Consider the following 16,623-nt stretch of genomic DNA (forward strand, 5'->3'; position numbering starts at 1 on the left):
TTTAATTATCTGTCTTTTGGATCCAGCGCGTCGCGCAGGCCGTCACCAACGTAGTTGAAGCAGAATAGAGTCACAACCATGAACGCCGCTGGGAATGCCAACTGCCAAATTGCTACTTCCATTGTCTGTGCACCTTCTTGTAGAAGTGCGCCCCAACTTGTCATTGGTTCCTGAACACCAAGACCAAGGAATGAGAGGAATGATTCGGTCAGAATCATGCTCGGAATTAGAAGCGTAGAGTAAACCGCTACAATACCTAATACGTTCGGTACAATATGGCGAGTGATGATTTTCCAGTTACTTACACCACAAACGTGCGCCGCTTCGATGAACTCTTTACTACGTAGGCTGAGTGTCTGACCACGTACGATACGCGCCATATCCAGCCATGCGATTGCACCAATCGCAACGAAGATAAGAATGATGTTACGGCCGAAGAAGGTAACAAGTACGATAACTAGGAACATGAACGGTACAGCGTACAAGATTTCTAGAATACGCATCATAATGCGGTCAACTTTACCGCCAATGAAGCCAGAAGCCGCACCGTAAAGTGTACCAATCAATACCGCTACGAACGCACCCATCACGCCAACCATTAGCGAGATACGGCCGCCGATTAGAGTACGCACGTACAAATCTCGGCCTAGACTGTCGGTACCAAACCAATGTTCAGAGTTTGGCGCAACGTGCATTGCATACCAGTCAGTATCGTCAAACGCGTAAGGAGCGATCATCGGCAGAACAATTACCGCCAACGTCATTAAAACAAGAATAAATAAGCTCACCATCGCCGCTTTGTTACGCATAAAGCGGATACGAGCATCTTGCCAAAGACTGCGACCTTCAATCTCTAAGTTCTCAGAGAATTTTTCAATCGCTTCTAGGTTTTCTTTTTTCGTCAACATAACCAAACTTCCCTGTTAGTAGCGAATTTTCGGGTCAATCATTGCAAGTAGAATATCTACAATCGCGTTGAATAAGATAAATAGGAAACCAATCAGAATGGTTACACCCATTACTAGCGAGTAGTCACGGTTAAATGCAGCGTTAACGAATAGCTTACCGATGCCCGGCAAACCAAAGATGGTTTCGATAACAACAGAACCCGTGATGATGCCTACGAAAGCAGGCCCCATGTAAGAAACAACAGGAAGAAGTGCTGGTTTGAGAGCATGTTTGATGATGATGTAACGGTAACTCAGACCTTTAGCACGAGCGGTGCGGATAAAGTTACTGTTTAGTGTCTCAATCATTGAACCGCGAGTAATACGGGCAAACGTTGCAACGTAAAGCAATGACATACCAATAACCGGCAACACTAAAAACTGCCAGCTACCATCTTGCCAACCACCCGCAGGGAAAATGTGCCAATGTAGAGAGAATAGGTAAATCAGAGCTGGTGCCAATACGAACGACGGCATAACCACACCAAGCATCGCGGTCGACATTATGGTGTAGTCAACCCACGTATTCTGCTTGAGAGCCGCTATCGTCCCGACCGTCACGCCCATGACCAACGTAAAGATGAAGGCGATAAAACCCACTTTCGCTGACACTGGCAGAGCAACGGCGATCAACTCGTTTACGGTGTAATCTAGGTATTTAAACGATGGACCAAAATCACCTTGCAGAACGTTGGTCAAATACGTTGTGTATTGCTCGAATACTGGCTTATCAAGGCCGTATTTCGCTTCAATGTTCGCCATAACTTCTGGCGGTAGTGGACGTTCTGTCGAGAAAGGGTTTCCCGGTGCAAAACGCATAAGAAAGAAAGATACGGTGATCAAAACCAACATTGTTGGGATCGCCTCAAATATCCTTTTTGCGATGAATTTAAGCATAAACTCACTCTTTCAGTCTGTGACAATTTAAATGAAAAAGAATAGTCCGATTTATTTTGGACTGAACATAGGCGCTACATGCAATTTCTCACATGCAGAGCCTAATTTTTATAGTTCTATCTGATTGAAGATTTACTCAGTGATGTAGAGATCTTTAGAGTAGATCTTTTCTTCCGCGTTGTTTGATGGGAAGCCACCCACTTTCGTAGATAGTAGACGTGATTTCACGTACTGGTAGATAGGTGCAATTGGCATATCCTTCGCCATTAGCTTCTCAGCTTCTAGGTAAAGCGCCTGACGCTCTTCGTTTGACGTAGAGCTGAACGCTTTATTCATAATTGCATCATATTCTTTGCTGTCGTAGTGAATACCACCAGTGGTGTTGTTGCTCATCATTAGAGTCAAGAATGACGAAGCTTCGTTGTAGTCACCACACCAACCAGCACGAGCAACTTCGAAGTTACCTGAGTCTTTTGTTGATAGGTATGTTTTCCACTCTTGGTTTTCTAGCGTTACGTCTAGACCAAGTGTTTTCTTCCACATAGAGCCTAGAGCAACCGCAATTTTCTTGTGGTTCTCAGACGTGTTGTAAAGAAGGTTAAACTTAAGTGGATTATCTGCGCCGTAGCCTGCTTCTTCCAATAGACGAGCCGCTTCTGCGTTACGCTCTTCTTGCGTCATTTTGCCGTAAGCAGGAATTTCTGGGTTGAAACCTGCTGTGATTTCTGGCGTTAGGAAGTAAGCTGGTTTTTGACCTTGAGCTAAAATCGCATCAGTTACGATGTTACGATCAATCGCGTAAGAGATAGCTTGACGAACACGTACATCATCAAACGGAGCTTTCTTCGTGTTGAAGATGTAGTAGTAAGTACATAGGTTACCCGTCACAGATACTTCTTGTGGGTGCTCTTTCTTCAGACGCTTGAAGTGCTCTGTTGGCAGTTCGTTCGTGAAGTCGATTTCACCCGCTAGGAAGCGGTTCATTTCTGCAACTTGGTTTTCAATCGGTAGGAAAGTAACTTTCTCTAGTGTGGTGTTTTCGTTGTCCCAGTATTGCTCGTTACGCTTCAATACTAGACGCTCGTTCACAACCCAGTTGTCAACAACATAAGCACCGTTACCAACAAAGTTCTCTGGCTTCGTCCATTGATCGCCGAACTTCTCTACTGTCGCTTGGTGAACAGGCTTCACTGTTGTGTGGCCCATCATCATCACGAAGTAAGGTACAGCTGTATCTAGCTCTACCACTAGAGTGTGGTCATCCACAGCTTTAACACCCAGCTCGCTCTTGTCTTTTTTGCCAGCAACGATGTCTTTCGCATTCTTCATCTTGGTGTATTCCATGTACCAAGCATATGGAGAAGCCGTTGCAGGGTCGACAGCACGTTGGAAACTGTAAACGAAGTCACCTGCTGTTACAGGATCGCCGTTTGACCATTTCGCGTCTTTGCGTAGGTGGAAAGTGTATGTTTTGTTGTCTTCAGTTTCCCAAGATTCTGCAACACCTGGGATAGTGTTACCGTCTGCATCTTGGTTTACTAGGCCTTCAAGTAGGTCGCGAATCACGTGAGATTCAGGAACACCTTGAGATTTGTGAGGGTCTATTGTCGCAACTTCTGTACCGTTACCACGCACCAATTCTTGAACTGCTGCTAGTTTCGGTTCTGAAGAATCAGTTTTTGCTTCTGGTGCAGGTGCTGGCTGAGCCGCCTGTTTTTCTTCTGGCTTATTGTCGCCACAACCCGCTAGGGCAAGAGAAAGACCAGCACCAATAAATAAAGCGCGCGTGATTTTATTCTTATACATGCGTAAAACTCCAAGTTTTTTCGTTAGCATCCATGACTTCTCTATAAGGGACTGGAACGGTCAGCGTTTTAGATTTTTTTAGTGCACTTTCTGAGCACAAAAGCCTAAAACCTTACAGAGACTGCGGCACACATTAGCAATCATTGAAGTAATTTGCCATAAAAATGTAGCAAAAAAACTAATAATTCTGTAATAACCGCACATATCTAGCAATAAACTCCAATACAAAAGCATTCACTAGTAAAATGAAGACTGTAACTGACGTTTATCAGCCAAAACTTTCGATTACTCTAAATTTAAACTATTTGATAGCATCTTATGCTGGATATTTGCATATTATTTAACATTTGTGACAAACGAAGTCTAACAAATAATCGTTTATATATTGCTCGATATTTTTTATTGTGAACAATGTCACCGAGATAAAACACGGGTGTTTTCGAAGATAAGAATCGCAGTATTGAACCGTTTCAATATGGTTGAACAAATCGCGAAATACAAAAAAAGCTAAGTGCGATTAACACTTAGCTTTTTATTTTTTGTCAAAACGAGTGGCTGGTTCTATTTTTCCCAGCGCTGCGCTGCTTGATGATCGGTGTCGCGCGATTCAATCCAACGATCTTCGTTAGTTGTGCGCTCTTTTTTCCAAAACGGTGCTTTGGTTTTCAGGTAGTCCATAATGAACTCGCACGCATCAAATGCCGCGCCGCGATGCGCACTAGAAACGCCCACAAATACAATTTGGTCGCCGCTGTCCATATCACCCACACGGTGAATCACACGCACGCCAAGCAGTGGCCAGCGAGCTTCCGCTTCATCACAAATATCGCTCAAGCTCTTTTCCGTCATGCCCGGATAATGCTCTAGGTGCAGGCCAATCACGTTGTCACCAAGGTTCATATCTCTGACTTTACCGATAAAGGTCACGACCGCACCAGCAGCAGTGCCTTCCGACAAGCGTTGATATTCTTGATCAATAGAAAAGTCTTCAACTTGTACAGAAACACGAGGATCCATCTTAGCCTCCCGTTACCGGTGGGAAAAACGCAACTTCGTCACCCGCTTTTACTTGTGTATCCAGTGGGACGATCGATTGGTTCACTGCAGCAAGCAGCTTGCCTGGCTCAAGCGCCAAATCCCACTTGCCGGCTTTTTCTGCGCCCGCTTCGACAAGATGTGCGCGAACGGCTTCGACCGTATCGAACTGGCCGTCCAAATCAACGCTGTCGATACCCACTAGCTCGCGGGTTTGAGCAAAGAAGAGTACTTTAATCATGATTCCGCCTTGAAATGTCCAGATTTGCCACCCGTCTTCTCTAATAGACGAACTTGACCAATGACCATGTCTTTTTGTACTGCTTTACACATATCGTAAATCGTTAGTGCAGCGACGGAAGCTGCAGTGAGCGCTTCCATTTCGACACCAGTTTTACCCGCAAGTTTACATACAGACTCGATGCGAACTTTGTTTTCTGCTTCGATAGCTTCCAGTTGAACTTCAACTTTAGAAAGCAGTAGCGGATGACAAAGCGGAATCAAATCCCATGTTTTCTTCGCTGCTTGAATACCAGCAATACGAGCCGTTGCGAACACATCACCTTTGTGGTGCTGGCCAGAGACAATAAGTTGCAAGGTTTCTGGAGCCATGTGTACAAATGCTTCAGCGCGAGCTTCACGCACGGTTTCTGCTTTTGCAGACACATCGACCATGTTCGCTTCGCCAGATGCATTAATGTGTGTAAATTGGGTCATTGTTTTTCCTTCGCTTTTAGGAAAGGTTATACAGATAGGTGTGGCATGAAGTTACAAGGGCGATGACTTGCATCCAACTGCTGTTTAATAATTTTTGTCCAGCCTGTACGACACGCACCCGTTGAACCTGGCATTGCGAAGATCACGGTGTGGTTAGCAAAACCTGCAATCGCACGAGACTGAATAGTAGACGTACCGATCTCTTCATACGACACCATACGGAACAACTCACCAAAGCCTTCAACTTCTTTATCAAATAGAGGCTTAAGTGCTTCTGGCGTGCTATCGCGTGAGGTAAAACCTGTACCGCCAGTGATCATGATCGCTTGGACGTTTTCATCGGCAATCCATTGAGAAACGATCGCGCGGATCTTGTACATGTCATCAATAACGATTTGTTTGTCTACCACGTTGTGACCCGCTTCTTGAGCGTGTTCAACAAGGTAACGACCAGAGGTATCGTTTTCTTCAGTACGTGTGTCAGATACCGTTAGAACGGCAATATTTGCAGGTTGAAATTTGCTTTCAGCGTGACCCATTTGTTCACCTATTCTCTAAATTAGCTTTGATACGCTTGGTATCGATTCGGAAAAAGTTAGAGCCAGCTTAGCACCAAGCTCTCTCTAAAAATTGAATAAAGTTAGCCGCCGATAGACGCAAGATGCGGCGTCATACCAGTATTGCCATCGTGTAAGAAGTGGCTTACGGACTTTGTTTGCAGTTGCGATTGGATACGTTCAATCAACTCGTTTTCTTGGTCATCACGCTCCAACAAATCACGCAATTCAACGCCATGTTCACCAAACAAACAAAGGTGCAGCTTACCCAGCGCAGAAACACGCAGACGGTTACAGCTTTCACAAAAGTCTTTTTCATACGGCATGATAAGACCGATTTCACCTTTATAATCTGGGTGAACAAACACCTGAGCGGGGCCATCATTGTGCGAACGCACTTTCAGTAACCAGCCGTTCGCAATCAGTTGATTACGAATCGCAACACCAGAAACATGGTGCTTTGAAAATAGGTCATCCATCTCGCCCGTTTGCATTAGCTCAATAAAGCGCAATTGGATTGGACGGTCTTTGATCCAGTTAAGAAATGCGGGTAGCTCGTGATGGTTCAGATCTTTCATCAACACCACATTAACTTTGACCTGCTCATAACCGACTTCGAACGCACGCTCGATACCATTCATGACTTCGGTGAACTTATTTTCACCAGTAATCTGATGGAACATTCGAGGGTCAAGGCTATCGACACTCACGTTGATGTTTGTTAAACCGGCTTCACGCCAGTCTGCAACTTGCTTCGCCATTCTGTAGCCGTTAGTCGTCGTCGCCACCTTTTTGATGCCTGGCGTCGTTGCGACAGAATGAATGATGTCAGTGAAATCTTTGCGTAAGCTTGGCTCACCGCCAGTAATGCGCACTTTTGACGTGCCACAATCAGCAAACGCTTTTACGACCCGTTTGATTTCAGGAAGAGATAAAAAAGACGAGTTTTTGTTGCCCGATGGTTTGTAACCATCAGGAAGGCAATAGGTACATTTGAAATTACATACGTCGGTCACAGACAGACGCAAGTAATAAAACTTACGATGAAATTTGTCTTCGAATTGTTGCGCCACGGAACACCTTTCCAAACACGGGAGGCATGGCCATTTCCAATCATGCCCTTGTGACAGTATGTCACTGGCTCAAAATGCTTATCCTCGGACTTAGCATAGTGAGCTCGGAGTTATGGCAACCAGAGGGATAACCCCTGATAGCTTTGCGGAGTAAAATACTTAATATTTGTAATGGAATCCAGACTTGAGTGATAAAAAACTCTCTAGAGACACAAATTACCGCTTAGTGAGTACCGTTAGGACACTCATTAAGTTAAATTGTAGCCGTTTTTTACAACATTATTAGAAGAACGTAATGAATATCTATACGGATAAGAAAGTGGTCGCAGTTGGCGGTGGTCATGGCTTAGGTCGAATGTTAGCCGCTTTAAAAGACTTTGGCAGCAATGCTACGGGCATTGTAGCCACAACCGACAATGGTGGTTCAACTGGGCGTATTCGTCATTGCCAAGGTGGCATCGCTTGGGGAGACACCAGAAACTGCATCAACCAGCTAATCACTGAGCCATCTATCAGTTCGATGATGTTCGAATACCGCTTTAAAGGTACGGGAGAGCTGGACGGCCACAACCTTGGCAATTTGATGCTAACAGCATTGGATAACTTGTCGGTTCGACCGCTGGATGCAATCAATCTGATCCGAAACATGCTTAAGGTTGATGTAAATATTCTGCCAATGTCAGAGCACCCTTCGGATTTGTCTGCACTTTCAGTGAACGGTCAATGGGTCACAGGTGAAACCAATGTGGATGAGATGGAAACCGACTTACGTCGCTTAGATCTTTCACCAGAAGTTCCAGCCACTAAAGAAGCCGTTACTGCTCTGGCAGAAGCCGATGCAATCATTCTTGGCCCAGGCAGTTTCCTCACCAGTATTATGCCGCCATTGTTATTGCCTGAGCTGGGCAAAGCCATTGCAGCAAACCGAAAAGCGAAGGTGATATTCGTTGCTAACCTCAGCCCTGAATACGGCCCAGCAGGTCGAATGTCGATGGCGCAAAAGCTGGAATGGTGTGAACGTGCGTGCCAAGGACGAAGAATCGATGTCGTCCTTGCCGAAGAAACGGACCAAAAAGTGTTGGAACAATGGAACGTCGTTACCGAATCATTAGCCTCAACCAACCGAGATTGGCGTCACGACCGAGATAAGTTGAAAGCAGCGATAGAAAACCAACTACTCACTAAGTAGCCACTTGAGACTGCCAACGTTGATACGACAAAGCCCTTCCAATATGGAAGGGCTTTGTGTTTAAAAAGTAAAGACTTTATTGAGTCCAAGAGCGATACGCGTCGCGTGTTTCATTCAAGCGATCAAGCATAGTGTTAACCTCACTACCCTGTTCAACTAAATCACCAGATTTGGCTTTTTTATCGATAGACATCGCTAACTCACACAAACTGTCGGCTCCGAAACTCGCAGCACTGCTTTTTAGCGCATGGCTGATCTCTTTCAAATACATTAAGCGCTCTGAACCTTCTAACTGCGACAAGTTGTCGATGTACGTATCCATCTCACCCAAAAAAATATCGAGCAAAACAGGCACGTTATCACTGCCGATTTCCATCGACAGTTCATCTATTTTTTGTTGATTCAATATCGTCATGCTTACACCTTCTGCCGCTCTTCTTTACCATTCCATGCTTGTAGTTTGCGGTAAATCGTTGACGGACTGACATCAAGATACCCAGCGGCTCTTGGAATATTGCCGTCACACGCCTCAATCGCTTGCTCAATCGCCATTTTCTCTGTCATCCATAGCGGCATGATCTCTGAAACAGTCATCGCTTTTGGCTCAATCAGTTTAGATACAGATGGCCTATCTAACGGTTGATTCAGCGGCGGTGGCAACATATCTAACGTAATTTCTTTGCCGTTGTTGAGCACCACGATATTGCGTAGTACGTTTTGTAGTTGTCGGACGTTACCCGGCCACTCATAACTGTTAAAGCGATCAATCACTTCTTGAGAAAAGCGGACAAAGTTTTTGCCCTCTTCATGAGACATGTAGCCTAACAGTGAGTACGCAATTTCAATCACATCTTCACCACGTTCGCGAAGAGGCGGAAGATGCAAAGGAATCACGTATAACCGGTAGTATAAGTCTTCGCGGAAACGTCCTTCTTGAACTTCTTTCCAAGGGTCTCGGTTGGTCGCACAAACGAAGCGCACGTCCACACTCTTCATTTTTGAAGAGCCTACTTTTTGGAAAGTACCGGTTTGGATGAATCGCAATAATTTGGTTTGTAAGTCCAAATCCATTTCACACAATTCATCGAGGAACAACGTGCCACCATCGGCTAACTCAGCGGCACCTTGACGGTCATTTGCCGCACCAGTAAATGCCCCTTTTACGTGACCAAATAGTTCACTTTCAATTAAGTCTTTAGGTATGGCTGCACAGTTGATGGCAATAAACGGCTTATCACCACGTTTGCTTGCAGCGTGGATGGCTTCTGCGCATACCTCTTTACCCGTACCACTTTCACCAGTAATAAAGATACTCGCTTTACTGCTAGCGGCAGAGTCAATGGTGCGATAGACCTGCTGCATGGTTTGGCTGCTGCCGATAAAACCTTGGTAATTCTGATTACCCGGATTATCTGCTTCATTTTTTAGCTTAGTTGCTTTGCGAATTGCGTTGTTGACCGTAACACGCAGACGGTCTGCTTCACACGGTTTGATCAAAAAGTCTTGAGAGCCATGACGCATCGCTTCTACCGCTGTATCGATAGAGCCATGAGCCGTCATGAAAATGATCGGCACATCTGGATGACTCTTTTTAACGGCGTGCAAAACATCCATCCCCGTCATATCAGGCAAACGAAGATCGAGAAGAATAAGATCTGGAATTCGATGATTGAGACTTTCAATGGCATCTCTACCTGTACCGACAATATTAATGTCGATCCCTAACGGCGTGAGGTACGAGCGGTATAACGCCGCAACCGATGCTGTATCCTCAACCATCAGAAGGTAACGAGATTTTTGGCCTTCAGTTTTTTGTTGCATAACCTAGCTAATATTTTGTTGTGTTTTAAACAATAATCGCATTACGCTTTGCATTTTGCAAATAACATTAGCAAAGTTACGGTTAATGATAATAGAATCAAAAATGATATCAATAGGTTAAAAAGTGGCATAAAGCATGCTGATATATTAGCGACCCCTCGGGTCACCTAGCCAACTGACGTTGTTAGTGAACGATATGTTCACAAAACAAGCCAATAGACCCGACTGCCTATTGGCTTCTTTTTTTGCCTATTCCAAGTATCTCTTTAGAAACAGCTTTTCGTGTTAACTAGCTATTCGCGATGAATTGCGCACGCAGTTTTTCTATTTCATCACGCTTCTCAGCCGCAAGCTCGAATTCCAGATCCTGAGCATGTTGGTACATCGCTGCTTCTAGTCGACTGATTTCCTTCTCCAATTGTTGTGGAGACATCACTTCGTAAGTTTGAGATGGTTCAGCCACTTTAGACAGTGGCACTTGCTTAGTATTGCGTTGACGTTTGGACTTAGTAATGTCGCCCAATTCCATAATATCCTTGATATTACGTTTTAACGCTTGCGGCGTAATGCCCATTTTCTCGTTGTACGCTTGCTGCTTCTCACGACGACGATTGGTTTCATCCATCGCTTTTTTCATCGATTTTGTAATGCTATCCGCATAGAGAATCGCTTTACCCTCAATGTTTCGTGCAGCACGACCTATCGTCTGAATGAGTGAACGTTCTGAACGCAAGAAACCTTCTTTGTCGGCATCCAAAATTGCCACCAACGAGACTTCCGGCATATCCAAACCTTCTCGAAGCAAGTTGATACCCACTAAGACATCAAACTCACCTAAGCGCAAATCTCGAATGATCTCGACGCGCTCTACCGTGTCGATGTCGGAGTGAAGATAACGAACACGAACATCATGCTCATGCAGATATTCCGTTAAATCTTCCGCCATTCGTTTGGTCAGAGTCGTAACAAGAACACGCTCCTCTTTGGCGGCACGAATACGAATTTCAGACAACAAATCATCGACCTGCGTCGCGACTGGTCGAACTTCGAGTATTGGGTCCAGCAAGCCAGTAGGACGCACGACTTGATCCGCAATTTCACCTGCCGATTTCTCTAGCTCATAATTGCCCGGCGTCGCCGAGACGAAAATAGTTTGCGGAGCAAGAGATTCAAATTCTTCAAATTTTAGAGGACGGTTGTCCAACGCCGATGGTAAGCGGAAACCAAACTCAACCAGAGTTTCTTTACGTGAACGGTCACCTTTATACATCGCACCAATCTGCGGTACAGTCACGTGGGACTCATCGATGATAAGCAAACCATCATGAGGCAAGTAATCGAACAAGGTTGGAGGCGGCTCACCCTCAGAACGACCACTGAGATAACGTGAGTAGTTTTCGATACCAGAGCAAAAACCGAGCTCATTCATCATCTCGATATCAAACTGTGTACGCTGGCTAATGCGCTGCTCTTCTATTAGCTTGTTATTCTCTAGTAATTGTTTCTTGCGTACTTCGAGCTCAACTTTGATGCTTTCTATCGCTTCGAGAATGCGGTCGCGGGGCGTCACGTAGTGCGTTTTCGGGTAAATCGTGTAACGCGGCAAATCTCTTTGTTTCACGACACCCGTCAATGGGTCGAACACACTGATGCAATCCACTTCATCATCAAACATTTCAACGCGCACAGCATCTTGGTCAGACTCGGCTGGGAATATGTCAATCACTTCGCCGCGAACACGGAACTGACCGCGTTCAAAAGCGACATCATTACGCGAGTATTGGAGTTCCGCTAGGCGACGAAGCATGTCACGCTGATCGATCACGTCACCACGGCGTAAGTGCAGCATCATCTGTAAATACGACTCGGGATCACCCAAACCATAGATGGCAGAGACAGAAGCGACGATGATGGCGTCTTTTCGTTCGAGTAAAGCTTTGGTGGCAGACAAACGCATTTGCTCAATGTGAGCGTTCACTGACGCATCTTTTTCAATAAAGGTGTCAGTTGTAGGCACGTACGCTTCTGGTTGATAGTAGTCGTAGTAAGACACAAAATACTCGACCGCATTGTTAGGAAAGAACGATTTCATTTCCCCATACAACTGAGCCGCGAGGGTTTTATTTGGCGCCAGTAAAATTGCAGGGCGCTGTGCTTGAGCAATCACATTCGCTAGCGTGAACGTTTTACCAGAACCCGTTACACCTAAAAGCGTCTGATGCGCCAACCCCGCATCTAAGCCTTCTAATAATTGCTTAATCGCGGTTGGCTGGTCACCTGACGGTTGATACTCAGAGACCAGTTCATAAACTTTACTCATACCCTTCCTCAATCTTTACTGCCTTTACTACGTTAGGCTGTGTTACCACTTCTGCGCTGTATATATATACACCTTAGTAAACGAAATCTATGCCTAAATGATTTTTCTCACTCATTGTTAATAATTTTTGTACTTTGTCTATATGGCTATAGCCTTATTCGAGTCGCTCTGATATAGTACTTCGCCCTAGTTGATAAACACTCCTCTAATATCAACTTATAGTTTCCACAACTTTTCCCCAAAACTTCTCTAAAAAGCTCGTTATCCCCAAAAGCTCATCTTTTATCCACTTTGAATATTTTACCCACTCACTCAATAAATCACTGTTTCATCTGCCTATTTTGCGCATAAAACTGACTAAAAATGCACACAAAACAAACCGCGTTGCATATAAAAGATCTTTACTCAGATCTCATCAACACACTTATCCACAATTTTAGTGGATAAGTAACTCTAGCCCTTTACTGGCAAGCACTACAAAAAAGTAAAGCGCTTTAAGCGCAATTTTTTCAAAAAAATGTATTTTTTTACTGTTGACACTAGTTTTAGTGCTCGGTAAGATTCTTCCCGCTTTCAAGCAAAGCAATTCCCCCTTAGTTCAGTCGGTAGAACGGCGGACTGTTAATCCGTATGTCGCAAGTTCAAGTCTTGCAGGGGGAGCCAAATTCAAGAAAAAAGCTCAGTTGAAAAACTGAGCTTTTTTCGTTTTTAATCGTCAAAAAATCTGCTTAAAATTTCTATCCACTTGCTAAGTATCAGAGGCCAACTCAATCATTCGTATGGGCCACTCAGGATTCGCGCACTTTTCGTTAGCTCTCATTTCCCCAACAAATTATTCACCAAACTATTAATTCCGATACAAATTCATCTATCTAACTCACATTGACGGTTATTTTTCAGCCGTGTGTATAAAACCACATCGTTCACTGGTTGTTATTGGTGTCACAAAACACGATAATATTGGGATCGGATTTTAAGAACGTAATAACTATGACCGAATATGTTTTGTTGTTGGTCGGCACTGTGCTGGTGAACAACTTTGTACTGGTGAAGTTTTTGGGCTTGTGTCCATTTATGGGCGTGTCTAAAAAACTGGAAACAGCAATAGGCATGGGGTTAGCAACCACTTTTGTGCTAACCCTCGCATCTGTGTGTGCGTACTTAGTGGAAAGCTATATCTTGCGACCGCTCGGTATCGAGTACTTAAGAACCATGAGCTTTATTTTGGTGATCGCTGTCGTGGTACAGTTCACCGAGATGGTGGTACACAAAACTAGCCCGACCCTTTATCGCTTGCTTGGTATCTTCTTACCACTGATCACGACCAACTGTGCCGTATTGGGTGTTGCACTTCTCAACATCAATGAGAATCATAACTTCATCGAATCTATCATTTATGGTTTTGGTGCAGCCGTCGGTTTTTCACTTGTATTGATCCTTTTTGCTTCTATGCGTGAGCGTATCGCTGCGGCTGACGTGCCTGTTCCATTTAAAGGTGCATCGATTGCAATGATCACTGCGGGTTTAATGTCGCTTGCTTTCATGGGCTTTACAGGTTTGGTGAAGTAAACAATGAGTACGATTTTAATTGCTATCATCGCACTCGCTGTGCTTGCTGCGATTTTTGGCGCCATTCTTGGTTTTGCTTCTATTCGTTTTAAAGTTGAAGCGGATCCTATCGTGGATCAAATCGACGCGATTCTTCCACAAACACAATGTGGCCAATGTGGTTATCCAGGCTGTCGACCATACGCAGAAGCGATTGCGAATGGAGACAACATCAATAAGTGTCCTCCCGGCGGTCAAGCAACCATCGAAAAACTCGCAGACTTAATGGGTGTGGAACCTGAAGAGTCGGCACACGCTCTAGACAGCAAAGTACCGACCGTTGCCTTCATTCACGAAGATATGTGTATCGGTTGTACTAAGTGTATTCAAGCTTGTCCTGTTGATGCGATTGTTGGTGGGACAAAAGCCGTTCACACGGTCATCAAAGACGAATGTACAGGCTGCGATTTGTGTGTCGCGCCATGTCCAACCGATTGTATTGAAATGATTCCTGTGGAAACCACCACAGATAGCTGGAAGTGGCAACTTAACGCCATCCCAGTGGTTAACATTACGGATGCTGCCAGCGATGCAGCGAACGTGAAAGATTCAATTAAGTAAGGTTTCGTATGTTGTCTTTGATTGAACAAATTCGTACTGGCTCGCTTTGGGACTTCCCAGGCGGTGTGCATCCGGCAGAAAACAAAAAACAATCCAATAAAGCCGACTTAGTGCGAGCATCCATTCCCGCTGAAATCATTCTTCCGCTGAAACAGCACATTGGTAAAGCGGGTAACTTGTTGGTCTCTGTTGGTGAGCACGTTTTAAAAGGACAAGCTTTAACCCAATCAGAAACTGGGTTTACAGTACCCGTACATGCGCCAACTTCTGGCACTATTACTGCCATCGAGCCTCGAACGGTGGCTCACCCTTCTGGTTTGAGCGAATTGTGCGCCGTCATCACTCCTGACGGCCAAGATACTTGGTGTGAAAAGTCACCTATCGCTGACTACACTCAAGAATCCGCCGATGCACTCATCGACATTATTCGCCTTGCTGGCATTTCAGGGATGGGTGGTGCTGGCTTCCCTACTGCGAAAAAGATCCAATCGGGCATTGCTCGTACAGAAATCCTGATTGTGAATGCAGCAGAATGTGAACCGTACATCACGGCCGATGACAAACTGATGCAGGAGCATGCCGAAGAGCTTATCCAGGGTATCGAAATCGTCGAACACATCCTTAAGCCAAAGCTGACGATCATTGGTATCGAAGATAACAAGCCAGATGCCATTAAAGCGTTGGAAAGTGCCGCGCTGAACAAGGACATTGTTATTCGAGTAATCCCGACGAAATACCCGTCGGGCGGTGAAAAGCAGCTGATAAAGATTCTGACCAACAAGGAAGTTCCTAGCGGCTCTATCCCTGCAGATATTGGCATCTTGGTTCAAAACGTCGGTTCTTTATACTCGATTAAGCGCGCTATCATCGATGGCGAGCCAATGATCGAACGTGTCGTTACGTTAACCGGTAAAACCTTTAAACAGCCTCGAAACGTATGGGCGCTCTTGGGTACCCCAGTTCAAGCACTGCTCGACGAATTCGGGTACAAAGCCGATAAAAAACTTCAGCGTTTGATCATGGGCGGACCAATGATGGGCTTTACCCTGCCCCACTCACAGGTTCCTATCACCAAAACGGCGAACTGTATTTTAGCTCCGACTCGTCACGAGATTTCAGCTCATCAATACGAGATGGAATGTATACGTTGTGGTCAATGTGCGGAAGCTTGTCCTGCATCTCTACTGCCACAGCAGCTTCAATGGCATGCTAAGGCCGAAGAATATGACAAGCTAGAAGAACTAAATCTAAAAGATTGTATCGAGTGTGGCGCTTGTGCGTTTGTTTGTCCAAGTGAAATTCCACTGGTGCAATATTACCGCCAAGCAAAAGCAGAAATTCGTACTCGAACTCAAGAAGCAGAAGCAGCAGAGCGTGCGAAACTGCGCTTCGAAGAGAAAAAAGCGCGTATGGAGCGCGAAAAAGCAGAACGTGAGAACCGCTTCAAGAAAGCCGCGGATGACCGTCGAAAAGAGATGAAGTCAACCGGTGGTGATGATGCGATCGCCGCAGCCATTGCTCGTGTTAAAGCACAAAAATCGAACGAAGATAATAAAGCTGAGCCAGCAGTTAAACCTGCTGTCGCAGCTGCCATTGCCAAAGCAAAAGCGAAGCAAGCCGCAGCAGCAGAAGTTGGTGCAACTGAGCCTGACAACTCCGAAATGACAAAACTGCGTGAAGAGCGCAAGCGTCTTGCTCGTGAACGTAAAGCAGAAAAAGAACAAAGCGAAACCCCTGCTAACAATGCTGATGACAAAAAGTCCGCAGTTGCTGCAGCAATCGCGCGCGCGAAAGCGAAAAAAGCTCAGCAGGAAGAAAACGCATCTGAAGAGCCAGAAGATAAAAAAGCTGCAGTAGCCGCTGCTATTGCTCGTGCAAAAGCGCGTAAAGCACAACAAGAAACTGAATCTCAACCTGTTGAAGAAACAGCTTCTCAAGAGCCAACCGAAGATCCGAAGAAAGCCGCGGTCGCTGCTGCTATTGCTCGTGCAAAAGCGCGCAAAGCACAACAAGAAACTGAATCGCAACCTGTTGAAGAAACAGCTTCTCAAGAGCTTGGCGAAGATCCGAAGAAAGCCGCAGTTGCAGCCGC

At 45.2% G+C, this 16,623-nt stretch carries 15 protein-coding genes, 1 tRNA gene and 1 riboswitch; of the genes, 5 read left to right on the plus strand and 11 right to left on the minus strand.

Features of this window, described 5'->3' with window-relative positions; genetic code table 11:
* Positions 1–5: 5 nt before the first annotated feature.
* The 8 genes from oppC to moaA form a co-directional block, all read right to left on the minus strand.
* Entirely contained in the window at positions 6–908 is a 903-nt protein-coding gene (gene oppC, locus OU793_RS10300) for an oligopeptide ABC transporter permease OppC (RefSeq protein WP_005482423.1), read from the minus strand.
* 15 nt (positions 909–923) lie between these two features.
* Positions 924–1,844 (minus strand): oligopeptide ABC transporter permease OppB, encoded by a 921-nt coding sequence (oppB, locus tag OU793_RS10305; RefSeq protein WP_017447833.1) that lies wholly within the window; start codon positions 1,842–1,844, stop codon positions 924–926.
* A gap of 132 nt (positions 1,845–1,976) precedes the next feature.
* Positions 1,977–3,650 carry an ABC transporter substrate-binding protein gene (locus tag OU793_RS10310; RefSeq protein ID WP_005461499.1) on the minus strand — a complete coding sequence of 558 codons (1,674 nt, stop codon included), beginning with the start codon at positions 3,648–3,650 and terminating at the stop codon, positions 1,977–1,979.
* Positions 3,651–4,211: 561 nt separating this feature from the next.
* Positions 4,212–4,667, minus strand: coding sequence for a molybdopterin synthase catalytic subunit MoaE (gene moaE / locus OU793_RS10315; protein ID WP_058965733.1), 456 nt, complete (start codon positions 4,665–4,667; stop codon positions 4,212–4,214).
* Between the two features lies 1 nt (position 4,668).
* Complete coding sequence (gene moaD / locus OU793_RS10320; protein WP_005461535.1) at positions 4,669–4,926, minus strand: molybdopterin synthase sulfur carrier subunit; 258 nt, start codon at positions 4,924–4,926, stop codon at positions 4,669–4,671.
* Complete coding sequence (gene moaC / locus OU793_RS10325; protein WP_005461493.1) at positions 4,923–5,402, minus strand: cyclic pyranopterin monophosphate synthase MoaC; 480 nt, start codon at positions 5,400–5,402, stop codon at positions 4,923–4,925. The genes moaD and moaC overlap by 4 nt, the downstream gene beginning before the upstream one ends.
* A gap of 26 nt (positions 5,403–5,428) precedes the next feature.
* Positions 5,429–5,941, minus strand: a complete 513-nt coding sequence (gene moaB / locus OU793_RS10330; RefSeq protein ID WP_005461494.1) for a molybdenum cofactor biosynthesis protein B — start codon at positions 5,939–5,941, stop codon at positions 5,429–5,431.
* 101 nt (positions 5,942–6,042) lie between these two features.
* Entirely contained in the window at positions 6,043–7,032 is a 990-nt protein-coding gene (moaA, locus tag OU793_RS10335) for a GTP 3',8-cyclase MoaA (protein WP_005461510.1), read from the minus strand.
* Positions 7,021–7,154, minus strand: a riboswitch (molybdenum cofactor riboswitch). It overlaps the preceding gene by 12 nt.
* Before the next feature lie 173 nt (positions 7,155–7,327).
* Between moaA and OU793_RS10340 the strand changes: the two genes are divergently transcribed.
* Positions 7,328–8,221, plus strand: coding sequence for a YvcK family protein (locus tag OU793_RS10340; protein WP_005494500.1), 894 nt, complete (start codon positions 7,328–7,330; stop codon positions 8,219–8,221).
* A 76-nt stretch (positions 8,222–8,297) separates the two neighbouring features.
* Here the strand turns inward: OU793_RS10340 and luxU are convergent, their stop codons facing one another.
* The 3 genes from luxU to uvrB form a co-directional block, all read right to left on the minus strand.
* Complete coding sequence (gene luxU / locus OU793_RS10345) at positions 8,298–8,636, minus strand: quorum-sensing phosphorelay protein LuxU (protein ID WP_025500803.1); 339 nt, start codon at positions 8,634–8,636, stop codon at positions 8,298–8,300.
* Between the two features lie 2 nt (positions 8,637–8,638).
* Positions 8,639–10,042, minus strand: a complete 1,404-nt coding sequence (gene luxO, locus OU793_RS10350) for a quorum-sensing sigma-54 dependent transcriptional regulator LuxO (RefSeq protein ID WP_005461534.1) — start codon at positions 10,040–10,042, stop codon at positions 8,639–8,641.
* Positions 10,043–10,331: 289 nt separating this feature from the next.
* Entirely contained in the window at positions 10,332–12,362 is a 2,031-nt protein-coding gene (uvrB, locus tag OU793_RS10355) for an excinuclease ABC subunit UvrB (RefSeq protein WP_005494496.1), read from the minus strand.
* A 587-nt stretch (positions 12,363–12,949) separates the two neighbouring features.
* Here uvrB and OU793_RS10360 point away from each other — a divergent pair.
* The 4 genes from OU793_RS10360 to rsxC all read left to right on the plus strand — a co-directional run.
* Positions 12,950–13,025 (plus strand) — tRNA-Asn (locus OU793_RS10360).
* Positions 13,026–13,352: 327 nt separating this feature from the next.
* Positions 13,353–13,931: an electron transport complex subunit RsxA gene (gene rsxA, locus OU793_RS10365; protein WP_005380762.1), complete on the plus strand. Its 579-nt coding sequence runs from the start codon at positions 13,353–13,355 to the stop codon at positions 13,929–13,931.
* A gap of 3 nt (positions 13,932–13,934) precedes the next feature.
* Positions 13,935–14,531, plus strand: a complete 597-nt coding sequence (gene rsxB, locus OU793_RS10370) for an electron transport complex subunit RsxB (protein ID WP_159404048.1) — start codon at positions 13,935–13,937, stop codon at positions 14,529–14,531.
* Between the two features lie 8 nt (positions 14,532–14,539).
* The coding region (rsxC, locus tag OU793_RS10375) for an electron transport complex subunit RsxC (RefSeq protein WP_274647764.1) at positions 14,540–16,623 on the plus strand (2,084 nt) is incomplete at its 3' end.

Origin of the sequence: Vibrio sp. VP6, assembly GCF_028823755.1 — a bacterium.
Taxonomy (GTDB): Bacteria; Pseudomonadota; Gammaproteobacteria; order Enterobacterales; family Vibrionaceae; genus Vibrio; species Vibrio parahaemolyticus.